Origin of the sequence: Acidianus ambivalens (assembly GCF_009729015.1) — an archaeon.
GTDB classification, from domain to species: Archaea; Thermoproteota; Thermoprotei_A; order Sulfolobales; family Sulfolobaceae; genus Acidianus; species Acidianus ambivalens.
On sequence record NZ_CP045482.1, the window covers coordinates 1,442,813 to 1,467,854 of the forward strand.

The 25,042-nt window shown below is 34.0% G+C and carries 23 protein-coding genes; 11 read left to right on the forward strand and 12 right to left on the reverse strand.

The window, feature by feature from the left end; translation table 11 throughout:
• The first annotated feature begins 200 nt into the window (after positions 1 to 200).
• Entirely contained in the window at positions 201 to 923 is a 723-nt protein-coding gene (locus D1866_RS08400) for a hypothetical protein (RefSeq protein ID WP_152943111.1), read from the forward strand.
• Here D1866_RS08400 and D1866_RS08405 read toward each other — a convergent pair.
• On the reverse strand, positions 910 to 2,262 hold the full coding sequence (locus D1866_RS08405; protein ID WP_152943109.1) for an MFS transporter: 1,353 nt from the start codon (positions 2,260 to 2,262) through the stop codon (positions 910 to 912). The genes D1866_RS08400 and D1866_RS08405 overlap by 14 nt on opposite strands.
• A gap of 247 nt (positions 2,263 to 2,509) precedes the next feature.
• Here D1866_RS08405 and D1866_RS08410 point away from each other — a divergent pair, with 247 nt between their 5' ends.
• From D1866_RS08410 to D1866_RS08425, 5 genes are all read left to right on the forward strand, one after another.
• Positions 2,510 to 3,307 (forward strand): proton-conducting transporter transmembrane domain-containing protein, encoded by a 798-nt coding sequence (locus tag D1866_RS08410; protein ID WP_152943107.1) that lies wholly within the window; start codon positions 2,510 to 2,512, stop codon positions 3,305 to 3,307.
• Between the two features lie 32 nt (positions 3,308 to 3,339).
• Positions 3,340 to 3,480 (forward strand): hypothetical protein, encoded by a 141-nt coding sequence (locus tag D1866_RS08415; protein ID WP_196773420.1) that lies wholly within the window; start codon positions 3,340 to 3,342, stop codon positions 3,478 to 3,480.
• Positions 3,481 to 3,811: 331 nt separating this feature from the next.
• Positions 3,812 to 3,946: a hypothetical protein gene (locus D1866_RS13695; RefSeq protein WP_269199630.1), complete on the forward strand. Its 135-nt coding sequence runs from the start codon at positions 3,812 to 3,814 to the stop codon at positions 3,944 to 3,946.
• Complete coding sequence (locus tag D1866_RS08420) at positions 3,943 to 4,383, forward strand: ATP-binding protein (protein WP_152943105.1); 441 nt, start codon at positions 3,943 to 3,945, stop codon at positions 4,381 to 4,383. The genes D1866_RS13695 and D1866_RS08420 overlap by 4 nt, the downstream gene beginning before the upstream one ends.
• Positions 4,384 to 4,524: 141 nt before the next feature.
• On the forward strand, positions 4,525 to 4,692 hold the full coding sequence (locus D1866_RS08425; RefSeq protein ID WP_152943103.1) for a hypothetical protein: 168 nt from the start codon (positions 4,525 to 4,527) through the stop codon (positions 4,690 to 4,692).
• Between the two features lie 70 nt (positions 4,693 to 4,762).
• Here D1866_RS08425 and D1866_RS08430 read toward each other — a convergent pair whose 3' ends face one another.
• Genes D1866_RS08430 through D1866_RS08455 form a run of 6 tightly spaced genes read right to left on the reverse strand, consistent with a single transcriptional unit; the run spans position 4,763 to position 12,690 of the window.
• A complete protein-coding gene (locus D1866_RS08430) occupies positions 4,763 to 5,554 on the reverse strand; it encodes a hypothetical protein (protein ID WP_152943101.1) in 792 nt (263 codons plus the stop codon).
• Complete coding sequence (locus D1866_RS08435; RefSeq protein WP_152943099.1) at positions 5,532 to 6,533, reverse strand: ABC transporter ATP-binding protein; 1,002 nt, start codon at positions 6,531 to 6,533, stop codon at positions 5,532 to 5,534. The genes D1866_RS08430 and D1866_RS08435 overlap by 23 nt, the downstream gene beginning before the upstream one ends.
• A complete protein-coding gene (locus D1866_RS08440) occupies positions 6,523 to 7,485 on the reverse strand; it encodes an ABC transporter ATP-binding protein (RefSeq protein WP_152943096.1) in 963 nt (320 codons plus the stop codon). Before D1866_RS08440 ends, D1866_RS08435 begins: the two co-directional genes overlap by 11 nt.
• Before the next feature lies 1 nt (position 7,486).
• Positions 7,487 to 9,124 carry an ABC transporter permease gene (locus tag D1866_RS08445; protein ID WP_152943094.1) on the reverse strand — a complete coding sequence of 546 codons (1,638 nt, stop codon included), beginning with the start codon at positions 9,122 to 9,124 and terminating at the stop codon, positions 7,487 to 7,489.
• Between the two features lies 1 nt (position 9,125).
• On the reverse strand, positions 9,126 to 10,130 hold the full coding sequence (locus D1866_RS08450) for an ABC transporter permease (protein ID WP_152943091.1): 1,005 nt from the start codon (positions 10,128 to 10,130) through the stop codon (positions 9,126 to 9,128).
• Positions 10,131 to 10,164: 34 nt separating this feature from the next.
• A complete protein-coding gene (locus D1866_RS08455) occupies positions 10,165 to 12,690 on the reverse strand; it encodes a periplasmic substrate-binding domain-containing protein (protein WP_152943089.1) in 2,526 nt (841 codons plus the stop codon).
• A gap of 246 nt (positions 12,691 to 12,936) precedes the next feature.
• On the opposite strand from D1866_RS08455, the gene D1866_RS08460 reads away from it, so the two are divergent.
• The 3 genes from D1866_RS08460 to D1866_RS08470 all read left to right on the forward strand — a co-directional run bounded on the left by D1866_RS08460 (position 12,937) and on the right by D1866_RS08470 (position 15,439).
• Positions 12,937 to 14,010, forward strand: coding sequence for a hypothetical protein (locus tag D1866_RS08460; RefSeq protein ID WP_152943087.1), 1,074 nt, complete (start codon positions 12,937 to 12,939; stop codon positions 14,008 to 14,010).
• 383 nt (positions 14,011 to 14,393) lie between these two features.
• Positions 14,394 to 14,678, forward strand: a complete 285-nt coding sequence (locus D1866_RS08465; RefSeq protein ID WP_152943085.1) for a lipoate-protein ligase small subunit — start codon at positions 14,394 to 14,396, stop codon at positions 14,676 to 14,678.
• Positions 14,675 to 15,439 carry a lipoate--protein ligase family protein gene (locus D1866_RS08470; RefSeq protein ID WP_152943083.1) on the forward strand — a complete coding sequence of 255 codons (765 nt, stop codon included), beginning with the start codon at positions 14,675 to 14,677 and terminating at the stop codon, positions 15,437 to 15,439. Before D1866_RS08465 ends, D1866_RS08470 begins: the two co-directional genes overlap by 4 nt.
• On the opposite strand, the gene D1866_RS13485 is transcribed toward D1866_RS08470, so the two are convergent.
• From D1866_RS13485 to D1866_RS08490, 5 genes are all read right to left on the reverse strand, one after another.
• Positions 15,411 to 16,304, reverse strand: coding sequence for an APC family permease (locus D1866_RS13485; RefSeq protein ID WP_231136286.1), 894 nt, complete (start codon positions 16,302 to 16,304; stop codon positions 15,411 to 15,413). The two genes, D1866_RS08470 and D1866_RS13485, sit on opposite strands and share 29 nt — an antisense overlap.
• 66 nt (positions 16,305 to 16,370) lie before the next feature.
• Positions 16,371 to 17,243, reverse strand: a complete 873-nt coding sequence (locus tag D1866_RS13490; RefSeq protein WP_231136287.1) for an APC family permease — start codon at positions 17,241 to 17,243, stop codon at positions 16,371 to 16,373.
• A gap of 35 nt (positions 17,244 to 17,278) precedes the next feature.
• A complete protein-coding gene (locus D1866_RS08480; protein ID WP_152943081.1) occupies positions 17,279 to 18,373 on the reverse strand; it encodes a M20 family metallopeptidase in 1,095 nt (364 codons plus the stop codon).
• Positions 18,374 to 18,398: 25 nt separating this feature from the next.
• The gene (locus D1866_RS08485; RefSeq protein ID WP_152943079.1) at positions 18,399 to 19,106 is read right to left on the reverse strand and encodes a hypothetical protein; all 708 of its coding nucleotides are present in this window, start codon (positions 19,104 to 19,106) and stop codon (positions 18,399 to 18,401) included.
• A gap of 73 nt (positions 19,107 to 19,179) precedes the next feature.
• Positions 19,180 to 21,561 (reverse strand): YncE family protein, encoded by a 2,382-nt coding sequence (locus D1866_RS08490; RefSeq protein WP_170254146.1) that lies wholly within the window; start codon positions 21,559 to 21,561, stop codon positions 19,180 to 19,182.
• Positions 21,562 to 21,747: 186 nt separating this feature from the next.
• Between D1866_RS08490 and D1866_RS08495 the strand changes: the two genes are divergently transcribed.
• Together D1866_RS08495 and D1866_RS08500 are read left to right on the forward strand one after the other, a co-directional pair.
• Complete coding sequence (locus D1866_RS08495; RefSeq protein ID WP_152943075.1) at positions 21,748 to 23,265, forward strand: amino acid permease; 1,518 nt, start codon at positions 21,748 to 21,750, stop codon at positions 23,263 to 23,265.
• Positions 23,266 to 23,632: 367 nt separating this feature from the next.
• Complete coding sequence (locus D1866_RS08500; RefSeq protein ID WP_152943073.1) at positions 23,633 to 25,039, forward strand: ABC transporter substrate-binding protein; 1,407 nt, start codon at positions 23,633 to 23,635, stop codon at positions 25,037 to 25,039.
• The last annotated feature ends 3 nt before the right edge of the window (positions 25,040 to 25,042 follow it).

The window sequence follows — 25,042 nt, forward strand, 5'->3', positions numbered from 1 at the left end:
AGATAGGGATTGTACATAAATTATTCTCTATAATAATATAAAACTTTTACCATTTTTCCATATATGTCTTACTTATTCGTAATTTAATATTTCTATATTATAAAAAGTTGTTAATGGAATTATTTTTAACTAAGTTTAGTAGGGTGATAGTAAGACTTATATAAAAAATCTAATTATTCCTCTCTACAAACTTTGCAAAAATGATTTCCAAAGTAGGTAAACTGCCAATAGCCGATAAAGAGTTTGTAAAGTCTTGGTGTAGTGATTTTAGTAATATAGTTGAATGTATTCCTTCTGCGATAAAGAGCGGAAATACAATTATTTTAGAATTAAATTCTGGAATTTTTAGGAAAAAGCTAAAGCTAAATTATTATATAAAACTAGATAAGAACTTTTTCCAGGTTAATTTTATCAATGAGGATAACAAGCTAAGGCTTTCCATAATTATTGATGATGAACCATTCTTTCAAATATATTATGAAGGAGCAAATGAGAACGAGTTCAAAAGAATTATGGACGAAATTGGAAAAAATATTAAGGAAAAACTCTACTTGAGTTATATAAGATATAAAGATGAAATTAGAAATGCTATCCTTTCGGATAAGCTTAAGAATGTGTCCTTCGTAACTAGGATAGTTGCTAGATCTAAATTGCTAATAGAAAGAGAAATTTATACTACCGACATAATATCTGTTATTGAAGAAATTCTATCATCTATCTCTCCTCAACCAGTGCTTTACATTTCAGGTTATGGGGACGGAGTTTTCAGATTAATATTCATTAATGGAGAATTTAAGGGGATTTACATAAACTATAACGGAAAGGAAAGTTATACTGAGGAAGAGTTAAAAAATCTTAAAGGAAAATTCAAAATTTCAGTATACTCAGCAAAGCTAGGTGATATTTTATCTAATGAGGAATAACTTTGCTTTTTTCTACCTCTTCAGTTAGTCTAGTTCCTAAAGTTTCTGGACCCAAGTATACTCCTACACCGACTAGTAACGCCCCTAAAATTAATAGTACTGCTGTAGAAAACCACACATTAGTTGGCGTATCAAGGGACTTAAATAAATACTGATGCATTAACGGAACATATATGCTAAACCATCCGCCTATGAAAATTCCTGAAGAATAGCCAAAACCTACTCCTGAAGCCCTCATAGAGGCCTTAAATCTCTCAGACAAGTATATTGGAACTATTCCCCACGGGGCTTGAGTAATGAAACCTATTATTATTACTGCTAAAGTTGACAGTGCTATACTTCCTATAGTAGCAGAGTAAATAAGAAGATAGTAAATTGGAATTGATATAATTGCAGTTATTATTGCCCATATTATCGTAATTTTCCTCCTACCTATAATTTGAGATAATGCACCTATAGTAACTGCTCCAGCAAAGGCCGCATAAGTTCCGTAAGAATATATAGTATCCGCAGTACCTAAGCCATATATAGATGGGCTATGCTCTAAAATTGCAGGAACAAAAGCAAATAAAGCATAAGCTGAAAAGAATAAACCCGTCATGTAAAGCATAACTTGGAAGAAGTCCCTCCTATAAGGCTTTCTAAATAAATCTAAGAATGGAGATTTCCTAATTAATTTATTTGCTCTAACATCTTCAAAGACTGGAGTTTCTTTCATAGTAATTCTAATTATTAATGCAATAACTGCAGGAACTAACGACGTTAAAAACAAGTAACGCCATGCATAAGCATCTAAAGCCTTTACTCCAAAGAACCCAATAAACGCTGCTTCAACTACTGCCGCTAAGGCAGCACCAAATGAAAACCCTCCTTGTATTATTCCGCTAATTAAGCCCCTCCATTTAAAAGGAGTCCACTCCATTGCGAAGGGATGCCCAGCAGCGTATTCTCCACCTGCAAATATTCCTACTGCAATTCTAATTATAATAAAAAGGATAAAGGCTAATATTCCAACTGCAGCATAAGTTGGTAAAGTTGAAGTCAATGCACTTGCTATCCCCAAGCCAAGGATAGTAATTATTAAGTCTCCTTTTCTGCCTATCTTATCTCCTAAATGGCCAAAAATTGCGGAACCTAAAGGCCTAAATATTATTGTTAGGGAATACGATAATATGACGGAAAAAGTCGCAATTAAAGGTGATGCAGGAGGTAAAAGGACTTTTGCTATTACTGGTGCAATACCTAATATCATTGTCAAGTCGTATGCATCCAAAAGAAATCCAGTAAATTGGGAAACTATTGCTTTATAACTGTTTGACGAGAAGCTTTCAGGTTCCATATCGTTTATACAATAATAAATGGTTTAAATTATTTTTGTTAATCTATGAGAGTGCTATCAATTAAAACTTTCTAAATGAATAAAATACAATTTTATATAATAAAACTTTTAAGCTCGTTAAAAGTGTTTTAGTTGGCTGATTAATGAAGCTAGGGGATGGCGTCCCCCTGGGGTTTAAACTCCCCGAACAGCCCGATTTTATGAGTGCTGCTGACGCCTATCTCTAAAGGAGATAGGTGAAAGGCTCGTGAATGTATTAATAATCAGCTTAATAGTTGTACCAATAATAGCTAATGCGTTTTTTATTAAAGGTATTAAATATTCTACAATAGCTTCAGGAATAGCTGAAGTGTTAATTTCATTAGTATTACTTAACAAAATTCCCATAATATGTAACTTTTACGTTACCTCATTTACCTGGTATTTTATAATAATGGTATCCTCAATATATCTATTATCTGCATTGTTCTCAATTAATTATCTCAAAGGTGAAAGAACAAAAATAAGCGAAAGAACTTACTTTTTGCTATTAAATTTCTTTGCTTCTTCAATGTTCTTTGCTTTGATAATAAATAACCTAGGTTTAGTGTGGGTAGGAATAGAGGCTATAACAATATCTACAATACCCTTAGTAATAACTGAAGGAACGGAAATCGCAATGGAAGTTGGCTGGAGATATACAATAATAGTTTCCGCAGGGGTAACTTTTGCCTTTATTTCCATCATCCTAGTATACTACTGCACACACTCTCTAGTTGTATCGTACCTAGTAATGAACCATTACTCTTCACTAACTTTAAGGATTGCATCAGCTATAGCCCTAGTAGGTTTCGGTACCAAAGTAGGGATTTTTCCAGTAAATACTTGGCTACCAGATGCTCACAGCGAAGCACCAGCGCCAATAAGCGCAATGTTCTCTGGAGTCTTATTACCAGTAGCTCTATACGTTCTTTATCAATTTTATGAAATATGCCCAATATTTACATTATATTCTTGGATAGCAGTAATTTCCATAGTAATAGGAACTCTACTCCTGCTCAGATAATAGGTTATATTGAGGAAGAAAACGGAATAGTAATGCTAGGTTTGTTCTTAATACCTTTGACGCTTCTAGTCGAGGCTAGCGTATTTCTGGATGTGCTAGGCTTAGTAGTAATTTCTTCCCTCCTTATATTCGAAAAGAGAGAGCACAAGGCTTTAGAAGAACTGAAAGGATAAGATAAAGCACTTTTTATTATCTGATAAGGGAATCCCTCCCTATCCTAGTGCTTTCTGCTCTTACTACATATTTTTCTGACTTTCTTCCTCGCCCCCTGGAAGGGGCTAGGCTTTAAATCTTTTGTAAACTTTTCCCATATAAAGAAATAGCAAGGCTTTAGAAGTTCTAAAGGAATTAATAATTTGGGAGGCAAAGTAGTTTGAGGGCAAAGTTATCTTTACCACTAGACCTAGAGAAAGATTAGAGGAAATTTACGATAGGGAAGAAGAGATTAAGCAATTAGTTGAGCTACTAAAGAAAAACGAATGGGTAGCACTACTTGGTTCAAGAATGAGTGGAAAAACTAGCCTAGCTAAAGCTGTGTCACACTCCTTAGATTCTAGAGTAGTATACGTTGATTTAATAAAGAGCAAGAATTTGCTAGACGTTTTAACAAGAATTTATCAAGCAATTCCCCCGACGTGATCTCTAGAATTAAGGAAAATTTTAGTTTCATAGGATTAGGTCCAGTGAAAGTAAAAATCAAACAAAAAATTACTCCAAAAATTGAGGAATTGATAAAATCCTTATGTGATAAAAGGACTACACTAATACTAGACGAAATCCAAGACGTTAAAGCTGGAATAAACTACCTAATCCTTGTTTTTCATAGACTATTAAATACATGCCCAAATCTTTCAATTATATTTACAGGGTCAGAAATAGGATTAATGAAAACTTTATTAGAGCAAAAGGGAGAACAACTGTTAGCTGGGAGAAATCCGGTTAAGATTACTTTAAAACCGTGGGATTACGAAACTGCTAAGGAATACCTTAAGTTGGGATTAGAAGAATGTGGAGTAGCTTACTCTGATAAAGAAATACATGAGGCCCTATCCATTTTAGGTACATTAGTAGGTTAGTTAAACTTTTACGGAGTTAACAGATGCGTTAAACCTCATGAAGATGCATTAAAGGAAAGTTTATAAGAAGCAATAAGTATTGCTCTAAGCGAACTAAAAAATGCTGCAGATAAGAAGTGGAAAATAAAAGCACTGAAATTAATGTCTACTGGAGCTACTTGGAGTGAACTATTCGAAAAATCGAGAGTTTCTACTGAAACTTTATCAAATTTTCTAGACAAGTTAGAGAGACTGTACATCATTGAAAAGGTAGAGAAAAATTACGTGATTTCTGATCCAGTACATAAGAGAGCCGCATTAAGATTATGAGATTACGTACATCTATTTTAGGAAGAATTTTTAACTTTAAATATACAATTTTAAGTAAAAAAGCTAAAAATCACTTGAATTTCTTCTTGATAATCAACACGGACAATACTAAGATTATTATAATTATACCTCCAATTTCTATATACGTGAATATATTGGAAGTATGAGAGACTACAGCTTCGTAAGTCCTCTGTAACTGTAAAATTTCCACGAAAGTTAATGGAGCTTTACCGTTAGTATTATTAACTTTTCCGCTAAATATATTCTCGTATGATTGTAAAATATTATTAGATTTATTATATGCATAATATCCATGAATATAATAATAATGAAAAGGATTAAGGCATAGAGCAGTAAAGGTAATGTTAAGAATGTCTCCCTTGCAATAAACTATTGATGTACCGTTATATTTTACTACTTTACCACTCGTAATATTTTCGTTTAAAATAACTATGCTATAATTACCGCTCGAAATATTTATTGGTAAATAATAAGGTATAAGCATTGTAGAGGAATTTGTAAAATAGAATTTGATACATATCTTACTGTTATTCTCATTAAGTACATAATAATAGGAATTGTAAATATGTAAATTAAATAAACTTGTTATATTAGGATTTATAGACGAAGCTAATGTTGCTAATGATTTATTGCAAACTATAAAATTTTCACTTACACTTACATTATGTTCACTTATCTTTATAGTTGTGTTACCATAAGCTCTAAAATAAGTTGTAACAAGATAATGAACTTCATAGCTTCCTGAGTAATTTATTGTATAATTAGATGATGCTAAAAGTGGAGCAAAAAGTGATAAAATAACTGCAACAAAAAATACGCTAATAAAGATGACACGCAACATAATGACCACTTTTAATTTCCTTCAACTCAGGTTCCTTCTCCTTGCATATTGGCATAGCAAATGGGCATCTATTATAGAATACACAACCTTTCGGCTTATCTAAGAGAGGTACAACTTCGCCTTTAATCTTAGGTTCTGGAACCTTGGCGTTAGGGTCGGGTCTAGGTATTGCTTCAATTAGAGCTTGAGTATAAGGATGCATCGGGTTCTTTATAATCTCCTCTGAGGACGCCATTTCTACTACTTTTCCGCTATATAAGACCATTATTCTATTCGATATATAACTAGCAATTGCGATATCGTGAGTTATAAATAAGATTGAAAGATTATTTTCCTTTCTTGCATTATCAAGTATTTCAAGAATCTGACCTCTTGTAGATGCATCTAACATAGATATGGGTTCATCAGCTACTATGAACTTTGGCTTTAATACCAGCGCCCTAGCAATAACTACTCTCTGCCTTTGACCGCCAGAAAGCTCATCCGGCATTTTTGAGGCAAAGGTTTCCGGAGGAGTTAATTTAACCTGAGCTAAAGCTTTATAAACGATTTCCTCTTCTTCTTCCCTACTTTTTACTAGCTTATGCACTCTTAATCCTTCTGCAACCGCTTCGTATACACTCATCCTTGGATCTAAAGCACCATAGGGGTCTTGCTGTATTAATTGAAAATACCTTCTTAAATGTCTTAATTTACTTTCTTTCATTTTAGTTACATCAATATTGCCCCAAAATATCTTTCCTTCATTAATTTCTATTAGCTTTAATACTGCTCTACCTAAAGTCGTTTTCCCAGAGCCGCTCTCTCCTATTAATCCTAGAGTTTCTCCAGGTTGAACTGAAAATGAGACTCCGTTAACTGCATAAAGATAAACTCTTCCAAAAAGCCCTCTACTTAAGGGATACCTTACCCATAAATTCTCTACAGTAATTACATCATGATCAAATTTTAATTCATCAATAAGATTTTTATTTAGCATCTTTCCTCACCGCATGACAATATACGAGCCTGTCATCTATTTGAACAGGCTCAGGAAATTCCTCCTTACATATATCCATTGCAAGGGGACATCTAGGGTAAAAAGGACAACCCTTTATTTCTTTAGTTAAATCCGGAGGATCGCCTTTAATATAACTAATGTGAACCGGCTTACCGTTACTAATATCTGGTACTGAAGAGAGTAAACCTTGAGTATAAGGATGAAGAGGATTCTTAAACATTTTTTCACTGCTTCCTATTTCCATTATTCTACCTGCATACAATGTCATTAATTTATTCGCTAGTCCTGCTACTACAGCTATATCGTGAGTTATATATATTAATATTCTCGATGCACTAATTACCTTATTTCTTAGTAAATTTAATACTCTAGCTTGATTTATAACGTCTAAAGCAGTGGTAGGCTCATCCGCTATTACTACTTCAGGGTTTAATAACAATGCGGAAGCAATTACTACCCTTTGCCTTTGACCGCCAGAAAGCTCATCTGGGTACTTAAAGAAAACGTCTTCCGGTAAATTAAGATCCTTAAATAAAGATAAAACTCTATTAACAGCTTCTTCTTCGCTTACTCCTTCGTGCTCCATTATGATCTCCGTTAATTCCTTTCCTACCCTTTTGATTGGATTAAGTGCATTCATTGAATACTGCGGAATAATTGAGATTTTTTTCCACCTTATTTTAGTCCTAAATTCCTTTTTACTAATAGCTAATAGATCCAGATTATCTAGCATTATTTTTCCTTTAACTTCCGCAGTATCTGGTAACATTCTCATAATTGCGCTAGCTAATGTAGTCTTTCCAGAGCCAGTTTCACCTATTATTCCTAAAACATCACCCTTGTCCAAGGAAAAGCTTACGTCGTTTATTGCATTTACCTTAATTTTTTTACCCATACTATACTTGACGTAAAGATCAATGACTTGAAGCATACTAACTAACACCTGTTTTTACTCTATATCTCTCTAATATAGCCTCTCCTAAGTAGAATAACGAGATCCCTAAGAGAACTAACGCTAAAGCAGGAGGAAGTACCCACCACCACGCAAAGGAAGGAGCGCTAGCTATAACGCCTTGTGCATAACCTAGCATATTACCCCATGTAGGAAATTCTGTTGTTTGAATTCCTATTCCCAAGAAGTCTAGCGTACTCTCAGTGTAAACTACTGCAGTAACATCTAAAGTAAGCTGAGCAAATATAATAGGTAGCAAGTTAGGAAATATGTGCTTTCTTAAAACTTGCAAGTTAGACTCTCCTAAAGCTCTAGCTGCTTCAATAAAAGCTTTAGATCTAACAACGTAAGTTTCTCCTCTAATTACTCTAGCAGTTATTGGCCAAGATAAAGTTGTTATTATACCTGCTAATATAACGGGCCTATACGTGTTAAGAAATTGTGGGTCATAAAGACTCAAAACTTCCACTATTAATAGAATTATTATTAATCCTGGCAATAAAAGTACAAAGTCAGTTGTAGAAACTAATACCATATCCCTTATTCCGCCGTAGTACCCGGCTAAGATACCTACTACTGCACCTATGGCGACTACTGCTAAACCTGCTAAGCCTGCTAATTCCAGGTCAAATACTCCTCCTTTAACAAATTCCGCAAAAACATTAGCACCGTTTACATCAGTCCCAAATATTCCATAAATACTACCTAAAAATTCAAAATATACATCAGACAAATAGATTGTGGTAGAATTTCCATTTGATGAGGAAGGATAATACATTATAGTAAATGTTACATTATATGTTCCATCCTTTGAGAATAAATCGTGAATCATGTAAAAGCTAGCTAATGCTTGCTTGCTAGGCGGTAATGTATAATAATAAGGTGTAAAAGTGGGAACATTACTACCGGCTTGGAAGAAATTCCACTGTCCCTCGATTATTTTGTATTTATTTATAGGGTTGAAGATATAGCTATCGAACGCTGGATTTTTAATAAACGTGGGGAATCCACTACCATGATAGAGTACACAAACTGATGTGCCGTTTGGCCCAGTAATTTTACCATTTATAATATATAATTGTGATGTATTGGAATATACACTATACTGCATGAGGTAAATATTGTGAATGCTTGGCAATTTATAAGTATAATCAAAACAATGGTACAAAGTAATATTTACTGGATTATTTCCAATTATTTTAATTTCTATACTCCCTGGACCAGTGTTTCCGAAGGTGGCAAGATTCTTGTTACTAAGAGTTTCATTATAAGGACCGAATGTAGAGTTCCAAATTATTTCTATCTTATCTCCATTTAACGTCTCATTTCTTAAATGCCAGTAAGATAATACTCCAGGACACTTTGCAGCAATTAAATTATAGCTAGAAGGAATTTTAATATTTGGAGGCAAATTACCGCAGAATAAGGTAGCCCATGAGGGCCTAGCAAAAGGTGCTGCAGCATAATAGTAAGAAGGATTATAAGGGCAACATTTTGCATATACAATGCTGCCTACCACTACAGTTAAAACTAACCCCAATAATATAATAAATGATAATAAAAATTGCCATGTTTTTAATAATTCCTTAAATGTTTTTTTAAATCTTTTTAAATTCAATTCACTTCACCGACCTCCTAGCTCTAGGATCTATTATGAATTCCACTAGATCCACGAAATATAGTAAGATAATAGCGTATAAAGTTAACACAAATGTTGAGCCAAGAACTATCATTATCTCGTCACTTAATGCTGCATAAAATAACTTATAGCCTAAGCCGGGTATGCCAAAATATACTTCAATGAAAAAGTCCCCAGATATCGCAAAAGCTAAATCAATGGCAGTTCTAACTATTACTGGAATAATTGAAACTCTTCTTGCATGAGCTCTTACTATCTTTTCCCTTAAACCTGCTAACCTCTCATATTTTATAAAGTCCGAGTCTAGATTTTCTATCATAGCATTTCTCATTAATATTCCTCTATTTGAAAATCCGTATATGAAAGTTAGAATGAGCCAAGGTAGCCAGAATACCTTTAAGTCCGTAACGATATTTGTCCAATCATGAACCTCGTTATATACTGAAATGGGATAAATCTTTAGCACTACAGCAAATAAAAACCATAAAAACAAAGTTACTACAAAGATAGGTAAGTTGTAATCTATTATAAAATAACTCATTATAGCAACGTCTGTCTTTGTATTCCTCTTTATTGCAGCTATAGAACCTAGATATATACTAGCTAATGTCTGAAATAAAACTGGAGGTATAGTTAATATTACCGTAAAAGGTAAAGCAGAAAGCAAGCAGACTGCTACACTTTGATGATTAACTGGACAAACTCCTAGATTAAGCGTTAGCATATGAATAAAATAAATAAAGAATTGTACCTCTAAAGGATAACAAAGTCCTAATCCTCTATCTATAGATTGTATTGCTAATTGCTCTGCAAGTTCTGGATTTTTAGAATGAATGAACTCTGATGGATTAAGAAAGTGATAAGCAGGGTTTATTCCTAAAAGCTGAGGAATTCCAAGAACTAACATCCAGACGAATGCTGTAAAAATCAAGAGCAAAATTAACCTTTCTACAGCCCTCTTAGCTAAATAAGAAGCAAAACCCAAAAATAATACACCTAAAAAAATTGGGAGTTATCTTTTATTTAAACCTTATCAAAATTGCTACTCCTATTAATGCTAGTATAACAGTTATTCCTATCATTGCTATTACTGCATCACTTACAGAAGGAACAGATGGCGGCGTATAAGTTAGTAACGTAGAGTTTACTGTTACGCTAGAAGGAGTTGGCGGAGTATAGCTAATCAAATGAGATGCATTAGATATTAATGAGCTTACGTTAGAAACATGAGTAGTAATAGTAGTAATTGTTGGAGAGTACGGATATACTGCATACCACCTATAAGCATAGTGAGGCATCATCATCGTATGTCCCATTACTGTTATTGGGGCGTAATAAGTTGCATTAATAAATACTACGTAGAATTCGTTTGGAGTTAAGCTACTAGTTGGAACCTCAACTTCGTATTCGTCGCCAGCTACATGAGCTAGAGTTAACTTCTCTATAGGTGTTGTAGACCCGTATGCCCAAACTTCAGCATATCCAGTAGCGTTGGTTATTGGGCAACAAGGCTTAGGTGCTGTCTTTATAACAGTACCGTTTGACGCAACAACTATGTATGGAGATGCTATGATTTGAGTAATATTAGTAGTTATAGTTGCAACAGATCCTGCAGTAACGTTATATGTACAAGCTAATGGATTCCACAAGAAGTTTCCTACAAATGGCTTTACTATAGCGCCTATTGAGTAATTCCATTCATATACATACCACGGGAATCCTCCTGGCAATTCTCCTTTATACGCTAAGCATACGAAGCTAGGATAGTCTGGATTATACTGGCAAGGTTTGTAATTCAAGTATATACATGGTGGTACAATATATTCATCACTAGAAGATAGTAAGCACGCTGCTGTGCTATTGAAGTATAATTTTATTTCATAAGTGTTATTTGCCGGAACACAAGAGTATACTAATGAAGGCATTGTACCATATACTATCTTCATTGCATAACTTGGTATTTCTGAATAGTTAACGTAGACTGGAATACCGAAGTAATTGCCTATGTATACGTGGTTAAGGTTAAGTCCTAATGGATTATTATTTGGACAATATCCTGGCATGTCGAAATACCATATAGAGAAGTTGTAGTCTAAAGCAGTTAGAGGCATACCGTTTATCCACGTAGCGTTATGAACGAAGCAATATATAATCTCAGTACCGTTTACAATCTTATGCCCGTTTATTGTAACATTATGTATAGGTATTATCTTGTAATTGGCAACATAAGGATGCAAACCTAGAGGCGTTGGCTCACTAGGTGGTGCAGTTAGCGGAGTTGGCACTCCTAGAGCCCATATTTCTGAAGATGAGTAGAAGTTACAGTACAAAATATCCATGTTAGGTGCTTTAAATCCGCAAGTTCCTATTGCCTCTACTAGTCTTCCAGTTATTGTATTTCCTTCATGTATATCATTATATGTATATGTATATCCTTCATCTGGAGACGCAACGTAGCCATAATAGTTAGTAATAGTAGCAGGCGTAATACATGTATTCCAACCTAATATTATCCATGGTTCATCCCATTGTAAGTCTACTAAAGCGTTAGCTAGATTAACTAAAGCTTGAGAGAAGGTTGGATCTTTAGTATATGCAGCAGACAATTGAGCGTTAACTGTTGAATTCACATAGCAGTTGAGTTCTACTATAGGAGCCAGAGGTCCCAGAGTGAAATAATCGTCAGCTATAATTGCTGTATAGCTTAGATATCCAAAATTAATTAAACCGTATTTTAAGCTCACTAAATCAGTAATAAGGCATGATGGCGGATATTCTATAATCTCTAAATTCTTACCAAAATGTATTTTACACGCATTACTTTCTAGCATGCTTATCCATGCTTTACAATTATAGAAATCTTCTTGGATATAAACTGGAATAACTACTGGTGTCCCATTAGGATATGTCCATTCACCTAATGACGGGTTATAAACTAAGCCTGCATCCTTTAAGTATTGACAGGCCCTCTTTGGACAGTAAGATTCATGAGCGTTATATATGCTATATAATTCACTTATCAGAGTAGTATTGCTTGCCAAGCAGGGAAATACTGCAGGACATATGTATAATCCGCTAGGTACACCCTTAAGTCCATTGCATAATATTTGAGACTCTACGCAAGCAGGATTTATTAAACTAGCTATTGCCCACCTGAAATATACATTATTTTCTGGATAATATTTGAAGTTAACTTGATAGAATATAAAGCTATAGGTCACTTCATCATATACAGACGCTGATGGTAGCTTCTCTAAAGTTTCTATGCAAGAGCTTAAAAACTGTGAAGCTGGAACTGCATTAATTAATTGTATATTACCGGATAAGAAGCACTCATAGATTTGTGTATTTTCTGTGTAATTCCATAAGAATACTATTGAACCTAAATATGGGCCGAATTTACAGTATTCTATTGCAGGAACTACATGCTGTTTTAATGCAGATGGTGCTACAAGAACTCCTGCAGCTTCCGAAACTATCATCCCTCCTAATAAAACTATTATGCCTAGCAAGAGAATTTTAAAGTATATAGATTTACTTTTCATACAAGTTTTTGATGGAATATTTACTTAAAAACCTTTCTCAAATTCTCACTTTATATGTAAGTAAAACTTAAACTTTTAATACTATATATGAATCGAATATTTCATCACAATGATGATGAAAGAACTTTAAAAGTTAAAAATAATTTAACTCCTACGATGGTCTCACTTTAATACATCACTATTTATCTATGAGATTTCATAAAAATTTATATTCTAATATGGACTCAATCTATTGAGGATATAAATATGAGATCTAGCCAAGTAGGAATAATATTATTTATCATTATATTAATTGTTGTGGCTGCAATAGGAATATACTTAAATTCTGAAATATCTGCATTATCTTCCAGCTATAATTGCTTAGCTAGTAAGTATAATGCATTAAAGAGCGAATTCTATACAATGAACTCGTCATATACTAATTTAAAGGCTAATTATACAGAACTAGCTAATAATTATAACACACTAAAATCCTATTTTACAACATTATTAGGGTATTATGAGAGTTTAAATGAGTCCTTCTACGGTAATAAGTCTATGCTACTATCAGAATTAAACCTTGAAGACGGATACGCTACAGCATATCAAGTCTTAGAATATTTAGCTTCCTCAAACGCTAAAGAAATAGCAAATATGTTCTGCCCCAACGTAACTGGCTTCATTTCTGTAGGTAAAATTAACGGTAGCTTTAGTGGAATTGTTAATGTAAATAAAATGTTTTCACAAGTATTCGCATATCCAATAGTTAGGGCATTCTTATGTTGTGGAGTTATATATAACGCCTCTTCAGACTGCCTCGTATTATCTGCTTTAGTAAAATATTGTAACGTTAACAGTACTGGAGGAACGACGTTCATTTACGTACTATATCATATGACCTTAACCAATCCATCAATGTTCACATGGAAGATAAGTAGCGTAAATGTATATAATTACTTTAATGAAATTCAGTACCAAATGGCATTAGATGGACTTACATACATTCACGCAATATGCTCTAAAGATACCCCAGTAATTTCAGAGTTAGGAATAGGGCAATTCCCGAGCTATGTGTTCTTCTGCTCTAACCTACCTTTAGCAGGAAATTACACAGTACCGCAATTAAACAGTTTATTAAAGAACGTGACAACTTTCAATATAAGAATAGATTACTATAACTTTACTGCAGTTGGAAACTGTTTATCTGGAGTTATCTACGCATATGTTAACATGGTATATAATGGGCATACATTCTGCGGAGAATTAAAGATTACTGAGCATGCAAAAGTTCAAACTAACGGCTTGCCAGAAATATATCAAGTAAGTTTCTGTAAAATGTAACTTTCTAAAGTGATATTAAAGAATAAAACTTGAAAATTTTATTTATATTTTTTAATAATATAAGATTAATTTAGGAAAAATTTACATTATAACATGCTTATCTAAGCAATTTATTTGGATATGACCTCTTTTAAATTATAATTTATTACAAAAGTGATGTGCTCATACCATTGAAATATAAACCTATGTTTTACTGCAATAAACTGTTCAAGCACCCTAGATTATTACAATAAAATAATTTATTATGATCATCTATCACTTTTTAAAAAATCTAAGATAAAACTGATTATTAAGTAGATATTATGTTTTACTTATCTTTAAAAATCTTCCTTTCCGAAGATTCGAAAATTAGGATTTTAATTCTTGTCATATACTTGAAGATTATGAAAATAGGAATTTACGAGTTAAAGGCAAAGAAGGGAGTAATCAGAACTACTGTAAAATATTACGGAGATTCGCTAGACATAAAAATAACTGGGGACTTCATGATATTCCCAGAAGACGTAATTTTTGATCTGGAAAAGAAACTTCAAGGTCTCTCTTTAAACGACTTACAAAACTTGCCTAAGATCTTAGAGGAAACTTTATCAAAGGCTACACTTTTTGGGTGCACAATTGAAGATTTTAAGAACTCAATTTATGGTGCTTTAAGAGAGGTGGGGTTATGAGAGTTCTCTTTTATGAAAACGACGAAAATCCCTATTTTAGCTTGGCCTTTGAGGAAAGCCTGTGGAGGAATCTTAAAGAGGGTAAAGTTGATAATACTTTAAGGTTTTGGAGGCATAAGAATGTAGCAATTATAGGATATTTTCAACTTGCAGAGGAAGAATTAAACTTCGACGTTGTTAGGAAGTATAAGATTGACGTTGTTAGAAGATTTACCGGCGGAGGTGCAGTATATCAAGATATGGGCTGCTTAATATGGACTATAGCAGTTAAAGGACCGAAAGACGGAGGGGTCAACTATTTATACGATTTCCTACTGAGAGGCTTTGTTAACGCGTTAAAACATTTTGCCAATGTAAGAGTGGAAAATATAAACGACGTTGTTGTTAATGACAGAAAGGTTTCGGGTACTTCAGCCACGTTTCAAGGAGAGTACTATTTACTTCACGGAACTTTACTCATAAATACTAACCTGGAACTTATGGGCAAAGTACTTAAAGTCTCTAAAGCAAAGCTTTCAGATAAGGGAGTCTCAGAGGTAAAATATCGTGTTACTAACCTTGTTGACGCTCTAGGTAGGAAAATAGATACTTCTGAAATAATAGATGCAATAATAAAGGAGTATTCTTCTCTGCTAGGAGAAAAAGCTTACTTCGACTTGCCAACAACGGATGAAATAAAACTCGCGGAAGAACTTTATGAGAAAAAATACTCTAAGCCTGAATGGAATTTACTCAGACTACCTTCGAGCTACTTTGAATAATTTCGTCAATGGCCCTTGTCCTTATACTACTTTTTACCGCAAGATAATGTATTCCTAAACCTAGAAGAATTGCAACTATCGTATCCCAAGGGAACGGTATTAATACATAAAGGCCAAATCCACCGAAGTAGGAAATTATGTAAAGGCCTAAAAGATAGACGAAAATCCATAATCCTGCGAGTATTTCTTTTCTGGACTCATAAACTAAAAACTTCATAGAAACTACGACGTCAAGTAATACTGCACCAGTGAAAGATAAAAGAGTTATAAGGAACCAGAAGTTATTTGGAGAGCTTAAGGACTCAGTATAGTTATAAAATAGAATTGAGGGAATTAAAACTAGTGCTATGTTTGAAATTCCTAGGATTATCGAAAGAGACTTTTTGAGATTAAGGAATTTATTTGCATAATATGCGAAAAATATAGGTAAGCCTAGTAATGCAGCAACAACCAGATAAAAGTCATAAGTAAATCCTGACCAGTAAATTATTAACCCAGCAGATACGGTAGCTAAAGGAGCAAAAATACTAGCTGCAGGTAATTTATATAACCTATTTATATCCTTTCCCGTTTTTCTTAACGACTGTAACACTATCCCCGAAGTTATGTAATTAAAAACTCCTATAGCCGAAAGGAATCCTATTAGTGCTATCCAAGAAGGAAACGGTATCAGGAAAAGGGAACCGACAATTACTGATAGAACTAGAGAGTATATTGGTATTCCTCTCTTATTAACCCTTAGTAGGAGGGAAGAAAAGTATCCGTCAGCTGATATTCCGTAAACTACCCTAGTTGATGTGCCTACATAAATCCAACCGCTTCCGCCTGGTGATATAACAGAATCTAAAAGCAGGATTATAGACAAGGCAAATAAGGCTAAATATAAAATACCTAGTGCAGAAATTGATTTAATCTCTTCATAAAATGGACCTTAAGCGTATATTGAGGAAGATAGTGCAGTCCAATTTCCTGGAGTAATTTGAGCGTAATTCCAATTTACAGCTCCTATGAACGCTATTTCTAGAAGTAAATATAAACCTAAAGAGATCAGCAATGCTCCTATTAAAGCAAAAGGTACATTTTTAGGATTTCTTGTTTCTACTGCGTATTCTACTGCCTGCCTGAATCCTCCATAAGAATATATTATTCCAGTTACCGGTATTGAATACAGTATTGCATTAAATCCAGTGAATCCTTGGTAGGAAGTAATAGAAAAATTGAAGTTTGAGTAGTGAAAATCGAGGACTATTAAAACTATTGCAGTACCTAGTGGAATTGCTAACTTCCACCAGCCTACTCCTTCTGTTACTTTGCCAAGAATCTTAACTCCGAAATAATTTAGGAAGAAATAAAATATAATTAGAAGCATTGAAACTACAATTCCTAAATAGCTTAGTTCTCCATTTACTTCAAGCTGAGGAAAAATTGAGCTTAAATAACCTACGCTAGCAGAGGCTTCTATAGCAGGAGATGAGATCACGGGAATTAGATAAACCCAAGAAGAAATAAATCCTGCAAATCCGCCGTGAGAATAGTGAGGATATCTAACTAATGAGCCACTTTTAGGTATGGACGAGCCTAACTCTGCATAGGGTAATGCTATAAAAAGAACTAAAATTCCACCTATAATCCAGTCAAGTAATGAATAACTTCCTACCGCGCTTGCTGCGTACAATGGCGAAAGCAACCAGCCTGAACCTATTATACTTCCGAACGACATAAAAAGTAATTGCCATTTGCTTAATTCCCTTTTTAACTTTTTATCTGAATTTATACCTAGATCGGAAGCTTTTAGTTCGGCCACAATGTAAAAGACCTTGTGGAGTTTTAAAGTATTCTTTATAAAAATTTCGGTACTAAATTCCTTAAAATTTCCTTTAATTTTTCAAATGATGAATTTATGTCGCTTATTCTTACATATTCGTCAGGGGAATGTAACTTATTAAGCTCACCAGGACCGTAAACTATGGTAGGAATTCCCTTTAGTCTAAAGTATCTTCCGTCTGTTGCATAAGGAGTAATAAAAGGCTTAAGACCTAGAAAGGAAGGTAAAGAAGTGTAATTGGGCTCTGATGAATTTATAATTTCAATTTCTCCTTTAACTCTTATTTTTTCTAAAACTTCTCCAGTTGTAATTCCCGGAGGTATCCTCATATCTATTTCAACTTCAGCATAGTCCGGAACTACGTTAACTTTAGTTCCCCCTTTAATTACTCCAGGATTAAAGGTTATTTTTCTCACATCATCAAATATTTTCTCGTCAATCTCCTTGACATTATTTACAGCATCTTCCAATTCTCTAGGAATACTGACGGAAAAATCATTTATCTCTTTCTCTAACGTTAGAATATCGTCTATCAACTTCAAAATAGAATTATCACCGAGGGAAGGAGTACTTCCATGAGCTGATTTACCCCTTTCCTTTATTTTTATTTGCAATAAGCCCTTTTCTCCTATGTTTATTCTTTCTGAACCAGTAGGCTCACCTATTATTACAAAGAAAGGAGAAAACTCCTCGGCTAAGAATTTACTTCCTCTTTTGCCCCCAGTTTCTTCGTCTGGGACTGCTGTAAAAAGTAAAGGGTAATCTAACTTATCTGCCATGGATACGTAAGTCTCCATGAGAACTGCTAATCCTGCCTTCATATCTGTTGCTCCTCTTCCGTATATTTTATCGTCTACTACCTTAGGAACGAAAGGATTTGAAGACCAACCTTCTCCAGGCGGTACAACGTCGAAATGGCCATTAAGCATTAAAGGCCTTCCCTTTCCGCTTGAGGAAATTACTACAGGGTACCCTTTAACGTATTCCTTAATTTCTGCCTTAAAACCCTGGTTTTCCAAATAATCCTTTATAAATAATGCGCATTCATAGAGCTCGTTGTCATTATAAGTCTTGAAAGAAATTAGTTTCTTTGTCAGTTCTATTAGCATGAAAATAAAAAGTGTTTTCCTGTAATTATTGTTTTCTACTTCTCCTCTTCTTCTCTTGTATCAAGAAAGGTTTAATTGCCTCAACTATTGCAGGGCACTCGTCTAGTTTTTTCTTAACTAAATTCAAAAAGCAGCATAATGAGGAAAATCTCTCAAAGTTTGTAAACTTTATTGAGTTTTGAGGCCTTTCTGTAGATATAGCTAGAAACTTTATTTGCCCAGCAAGAGCCTTTAAGCTTAATTTTCCTACCGTAGCAAGTTCTGTTGTATTCCACTTTCCTTCAACTGTTTCGGGGAACTTTATTTCGTTCCATTTTACTTTACTGCAATCCGTATTAACTTCAAATTCTTCTTTTTGAGAAAATAAGTCAACTATTTCTGCCTCATTTGTCCTTTCATTAAGAAAACTCTTTGAGGCTTCTCTTAATTGTTCATTAGTTGATACGCAACATGAAAGCGAGATTAAATCGTCTAGGCTTTCAAAATCTCTTAAGTTAATATTATTAGTACCCCTAGCAGTAGCTACTGATATTAGCGTCACTGTGTTTGGTATGAAAAGTAGTTCGAATCTAAAATAATTGCTTTCAGCTAATCTAAGAATATAAGTTTTACCAGAAGAATCGGAAAGGGATTTTATATCGCTTATCCTCTTATATAATTCGTCCTTATCGCAATTATTAACAAAAAATTGGAATCCACGCATTTCCTTAATCTCTTCAGTAGAACACTTCATATCATGAATTATATAAGGTGAATATTTATTACTTTCTACCTTCTATGTAATAATTAAAAAGATATATAAAAAATTACTTCCTTCTTAATAGGATTATTGCAGCAGCTATTACAATAACTACTACAATGGCTATACCAACTACAAACGCAGTGTTAAGAGTTGGTGAAGTAACAGTAGTTGGAGGAGGTGTAGTGGTTATACTTGGAGTGGTAGTCGTAGAAGTGGTTGAAGTTGTTGTAGTGCTAGTAGTAGTTATTTGCTTATACGTTATTGAAATCTTTACTGCCTGAGTTAGCGTCAGTGTTCCTTGTGTAACATTAGGCGAGTAACCATTAGTTGTAACAAATATTCTGTACTCATAAGTGCCATAAGGTAATGTTATAGTTAGTGACGAGGATGTAGTTGTGTAATTCCTTCCATCTATACATACAGTCCATGTTGTACCGCTTGGTAGTCCTGTCTCCTCAAATGTTATGGTAAAGTTCTCAGGTACGAAAGTGAATTGCAATTCTGTATTCTTACTTAAGTTTACAAATTCTTCTTCTGTTATTGGTATATAATATTTAGAGTAAACTTTGACCATGTATTCTCCATAAGGTAGTGTTATATTAATCTCGTTCATCGTAGTTGTATAGTTACTTCCGTTAATATTAACTGTCCATTCATATCCGCTAGGTAATCCGTTTTCAATTATTGTTAGAGTATAATTCATTACAGTAAACTTTATGTTAATTACTTCGTTCATTGTTAAGTTTATAGTACCTTGAGTAACGTTGGGCATATAATGTGAAGAGAATACTTTGTATTCATACACTCCCATAGGTAATGTTATTGTTATATAGCAAGCAGTAGTCGTATGATTTTCATTATCAATACAAACTGTCCATGATACTCCTTTTGGTAATCCTGTCTCTTTGAATGTTACATTATAGAGCATTGCATAAAACGCGACTTTTATAGTGATATTGCTAGTTAAATCAATGTATCCCATTATGGGCGTTACCTTATAGCCAGTCACATTAAGTACTTTATACTCATAATATCCGTAAGGTAATAAGAAGCAAATTCTAGAAGACGTTGAGGTAGAAACGGTGCCATTAACGCAGACAGCCCATTTTGTACCGCTTACTAATCCAGTTTCTTCAAAAGTCAAGTTAAACTTTACTGGAGTAAAGGAAATTTGAAGTGTAGCGTTAGAGCTTAAAGTTATGCTTCCTTGAGGTGGTGAAGGAATATAATATGCTGAATATACCTTATAGAAATAAGTTCCTGGAGGTAATATGAAAGTTATTTCATTTGATGTTGAGGTCTCATTAGTTCCATTAACGCATACGGTCCAAGATTTACCAACCGGTAAACCTGATTCTTTAAATGTTAAGTAGTATATTATCTTACAAACACTAATTTCAGTTACCTCATTGGACCCAGAATCTGCGACATAAACCGCTGAAGGAGTTGCAAGTATAAATCTAGGAGAATTTCCTGTAGGTATTTGATATATTACTCTGGAGGAGTTGATTACGCTTAACGAGTTTGAACCTAAGTTTGCTACGTAAACTAAACCATTGTAAGAATCATAAGTTATGAATACTGGAGACTGCCCTACCGTTATGTTACCTACAACTTTAGTTCCACTAATCATGTAAACAGTATTATTACATAAACTGACTATATAAACGTAAGAAGAGCTGTAAGCTATAGCTACAGGATATGGAACACTAATAGTGCAAATTACTGAAGTTCCATTTATTACGCTAGTTGAATTTGATTCTAGGTTTAATACGTAAACAAGACCGTTATAAGGATCATAAATAATCTGCCTTGGAGCTTGGCCTACTGATATTGTTGCAATAACCTTTTCACCTTTGATTACTGATACTGTAGCGAAACCTGTATCAGAAACATAAATATAGCCATTACTAGGATCGTAAACTAAACAAACTGGATGGCACTCAACTTGAATATTACAAACTACTTTTGTACCGTTAATTACGCTTACTATTCCTACTCCTGCTTTATATGAGTTTAAATTAGCAACGTAAATTAAACCGTTTACACATAATAACGCAACTGGCGAATAACCTATACCTCCTCCTACGGTAACAGTTGCTATTACTTCTGTTCCATTAATTATACTTATGGAATTCGATAAGGTATTAGCCACGTAAATTAAACCATTCTGTTTATCGTATACTATTGCAGTAGGATCAGAGCCTACGGATATTGTAGCTATAACAGTCGATGAGCTGATTACTGAAACTTGGCCAGACCCTGAATCAACAACATAAACATATCCGTTGTTAGAATCGTAAGCCATTGCTGTAGGAAAACTGCCAACGCTTATATTTGTGGTCTTAAATCCTTGTGACGCACTAGTTATAGGAATTATGCTTATTATTGAAACTATATATAATAACACTAATGTGATAATAAGTATTTTATTCACAATAACCACTGTCTTATACAAAACGCCGTTGGTAATAAATTTTTGTGTCCATAAAGTGCGCAAAATAGTATATAAGGCTTTAAAAATTAAGATCATAAATTAGCATAAACTCGATTAGAGAAATTTTTGCCTTAGAATTATACCGAACATATTTTCGATAGTTAATCTTAAAAATAATCTATAAAATTTCATCTTATGCAATTCGTCAGAAACTCTTCTGGATTAGTTAAGAACGCCTCCTTGACAGACGCTATGATGCTAAATATTGCTAACATGGGAGCAGGGCTCGCAATATTCACTGGTATATCTCCTTATATAGTTAAGGGAGCAGTTTTATGGTTAGCTTCACTTATAACCTTCTTGATCACCTTACCTCTAGTTTTTCTATATACTTTCTTTATAATAGAAATTCACAGAACTGGTGGAGATTACGTTTGGCTAAGTAGGAAACTTAACGGCAAAATTGGATCCATAATGGGAATTGCTCTAGCCTTTAACATGCCACCTTACTTTGCTCTTTCGGCTTTCTTTTCTGTTGCCGCAATAAATACTGTCCTTGAAGTAATAGGAACTTTAAACCACGAAAAAGCTCTCCTTAATTTAGCTAATACTGTATTCGTTAATCCTTATTGTCCTTCCATTACATTAACTCAAGAAATATTAATTTATATTCTTGCAGCAATAGCTTTTGCAATAATAATAGGAATAAATATCTTGAAGCCTAAGTGGGGGTTCTCTCTCGTAACTGCTTTGGGTACTTTAGCAATATTAGGTACTATAGTTGCAATGATAGTAGTGGGAATAAATGTTTCAGATTTCCACAGTAAAATTTCCACATTCTTGGCGGACTTTGATCTAACTCCCTCAACTTACACTGGACCTACTTTCAGTTTACCTGCAACAATTTACATGATACCCTACTTTGCTTCTTTTGCTTACATATGGCTTTACGCCGGACCTGCCGTTTCTGCTGAAATTAAAAGTGAGAGAGGAATAAAATATAACATAATTCTTGGTAGTTTATTAACCCTCTTCCTTATCACAGTACCTTTCTATTTACTCTGTATTGCTGGAGGTTACGGTTTTAATTTCAGCCTATTCCCTACTGCGACTTATAACTTCTGGAGCGTTGCAATTGCCTTAGCCGGAAACCAAGCTTTACAGTGGTTTATAGGAATTTCATTAATAAGTTGGGAATTCTTCGTAATGGCTTTCGGAGTTATAGTATTTGCAAGGTATGTATTTGCGTTCTCATTTGATAGACTATTTCCTGAGATATTCTCCAGGCTTAATAGGAGTAGCTCACCAGTTTACGCTCACTTGCTCGACTTTGCAGTTACTTTAGTTTTCTTAGCAGTGCCGATAATAAGTCCTGAGGGTGTTCAAGCCTTATATTCTTACACTCCTCTAGCAATAGCTTACTTATTCCTAGTTTCATTAGCGGGAGCAAAATTCAGCTTAGAAGGTAAAAAGAGGATAGGAATGCTAATATCATCTGTAATATCTGCGGCATTTATGATATTCATGGGCTATGAGGCTTTTACTAATCCTTACTTTGGAGTAATATCAAATGGACAACCTTTCTGGCCTGGCATTGCTTACGTTCTAAGTTTAATAGGGTTAGGAATAGTAATATACGTGGCATCAAAAGAGTATAATTTGAGGAGAGGGATAAACATAGACTTGAATTATAAGGAAATTCCTCCAGAGTAACTATTAGTTCCCTTTTTTGTATTCTAGTAGAAAGAATTTTTATCATTTCAATATATGCTGTGATTATATTTATATCCTTCTTCCTTTATTTTAATTAAGTATAATAAATCATTTAAATTTTTATATTTAGCTTTCGTCTCTATAAGATTACCTAAACATAGATAAAAGTGAGATACATTATTAAAAGTTTAAGTTTCATTTTAAACAGTTAAATGAACCAATTTCCTTTTATAGATTTATAATTTTAAAATTCCTTTATAAACTATTATGAATTCAATCTACTATTTTCTCGTTAAATATTTTAATCTTTTCGTTCTTAAAGAAAAGACAATAAAAATTTTTAATAAGATTTCACTAATCCTTTCAAATGAAAGGTGTTTCAAAATCAATAATAGCTCTAATCATAGTTATAATAGTTATAATAGCAGCAGTAGGAGTTTATTATGTCACATTACATAAGTCAACTACGACTCCAAGCATATCTACAACTCCTCCAGTAACCTTGACCGTAGTTACATTTTCTGGAGAATCTGCTAAATTTATCCAATGTGCAGGTAATTTGTTCTCAGAAGAACATCCTGGAGTTACAGTAAAGGTAATTTGTTATCCGTTTAGTGAATACATTGATCAAGAAATAACTGCCTTATCAGCTCATTCTACTCAATATGATATAATAGGTTTTACTTCAACTTCTGCACAGAAAGTAACTCCTTACTTAATTTGCCTTAATGAATCAATGTTCAATATGAGCGATATAATAATGCCGCAAGAAGATTTTGGTGGTATAATATATAATTCAACAACAGGAAAAACTGAAATGATAGGTATTGCTTATGAAACTGCAGTTTATTTAACTGCATATAAGGAATGTATCTTCTGTAATGCTACTTTAGCTGAAGAATTTTATAATGAATATCACATGAACTTTAGCCCAACTACTTGGGAGAATTGGACTGTAGTACTCGACGTGGATAATTTCTTAACATCTCACGGGATAACAAAGTATGGCTTCCTAATTGACGACCACGTCAAGCATGGAATAATTGATGCATATCCCGCAGTTTTTGGATGGTATTATGAAAGATGCCCCGAGTTAACACAAGGAAAGATTGGTGGACTCCCTGGATATAATATAATGTTCGAGAGTTACATCTTACCAGGTTTCTCATATCCATTACCTTCATTTAATTCAACGGCAGGAATAGAAGCTTTAGAAACATATTACGATCTCGTATCTTATGAACCATCTCCATCTTCAATACAAATATGTTATGGAAACTTTGCAAAATTCTATCCTGATGCTGCGGGAGCTTTCATATTTACTTCACAACTAACTTGCTTAAACACTACTGAAAGGGAGCACACATATCTAGCACCGTTACCCGGAGATTACGCTGAGACTGGAACTGATTTCTTAGGAGTTAGCAAATATTCTTTACATAAGCAATTAGCCGAGGAATTCCTAGCTTTCCTAGTTTCTCCTCAAGTTCAAAAACTGGCTTTCTTAAAGTTTGGTAAATTCCCAATATCTAAGGAGGCATTCCAAGAGTTAATGAGCAACGCATCCTTACCAACGTATGAAAGAGAATGGTTAACTCAAGTGTACAGAGCAGCAGAAGAAGCGTGGGCAAATCCACCAAACATACCTCCAACGTACCCTGAGTTAATTCCAAGCTTTAATAACGAAGTATACTGCTACCTAACTGGAAAGATTTCAGCACAAGAAGCGTTAAATATTGCGGCTCAAGATTGGATTAAAGCAGTAAGCGGGTAAAGT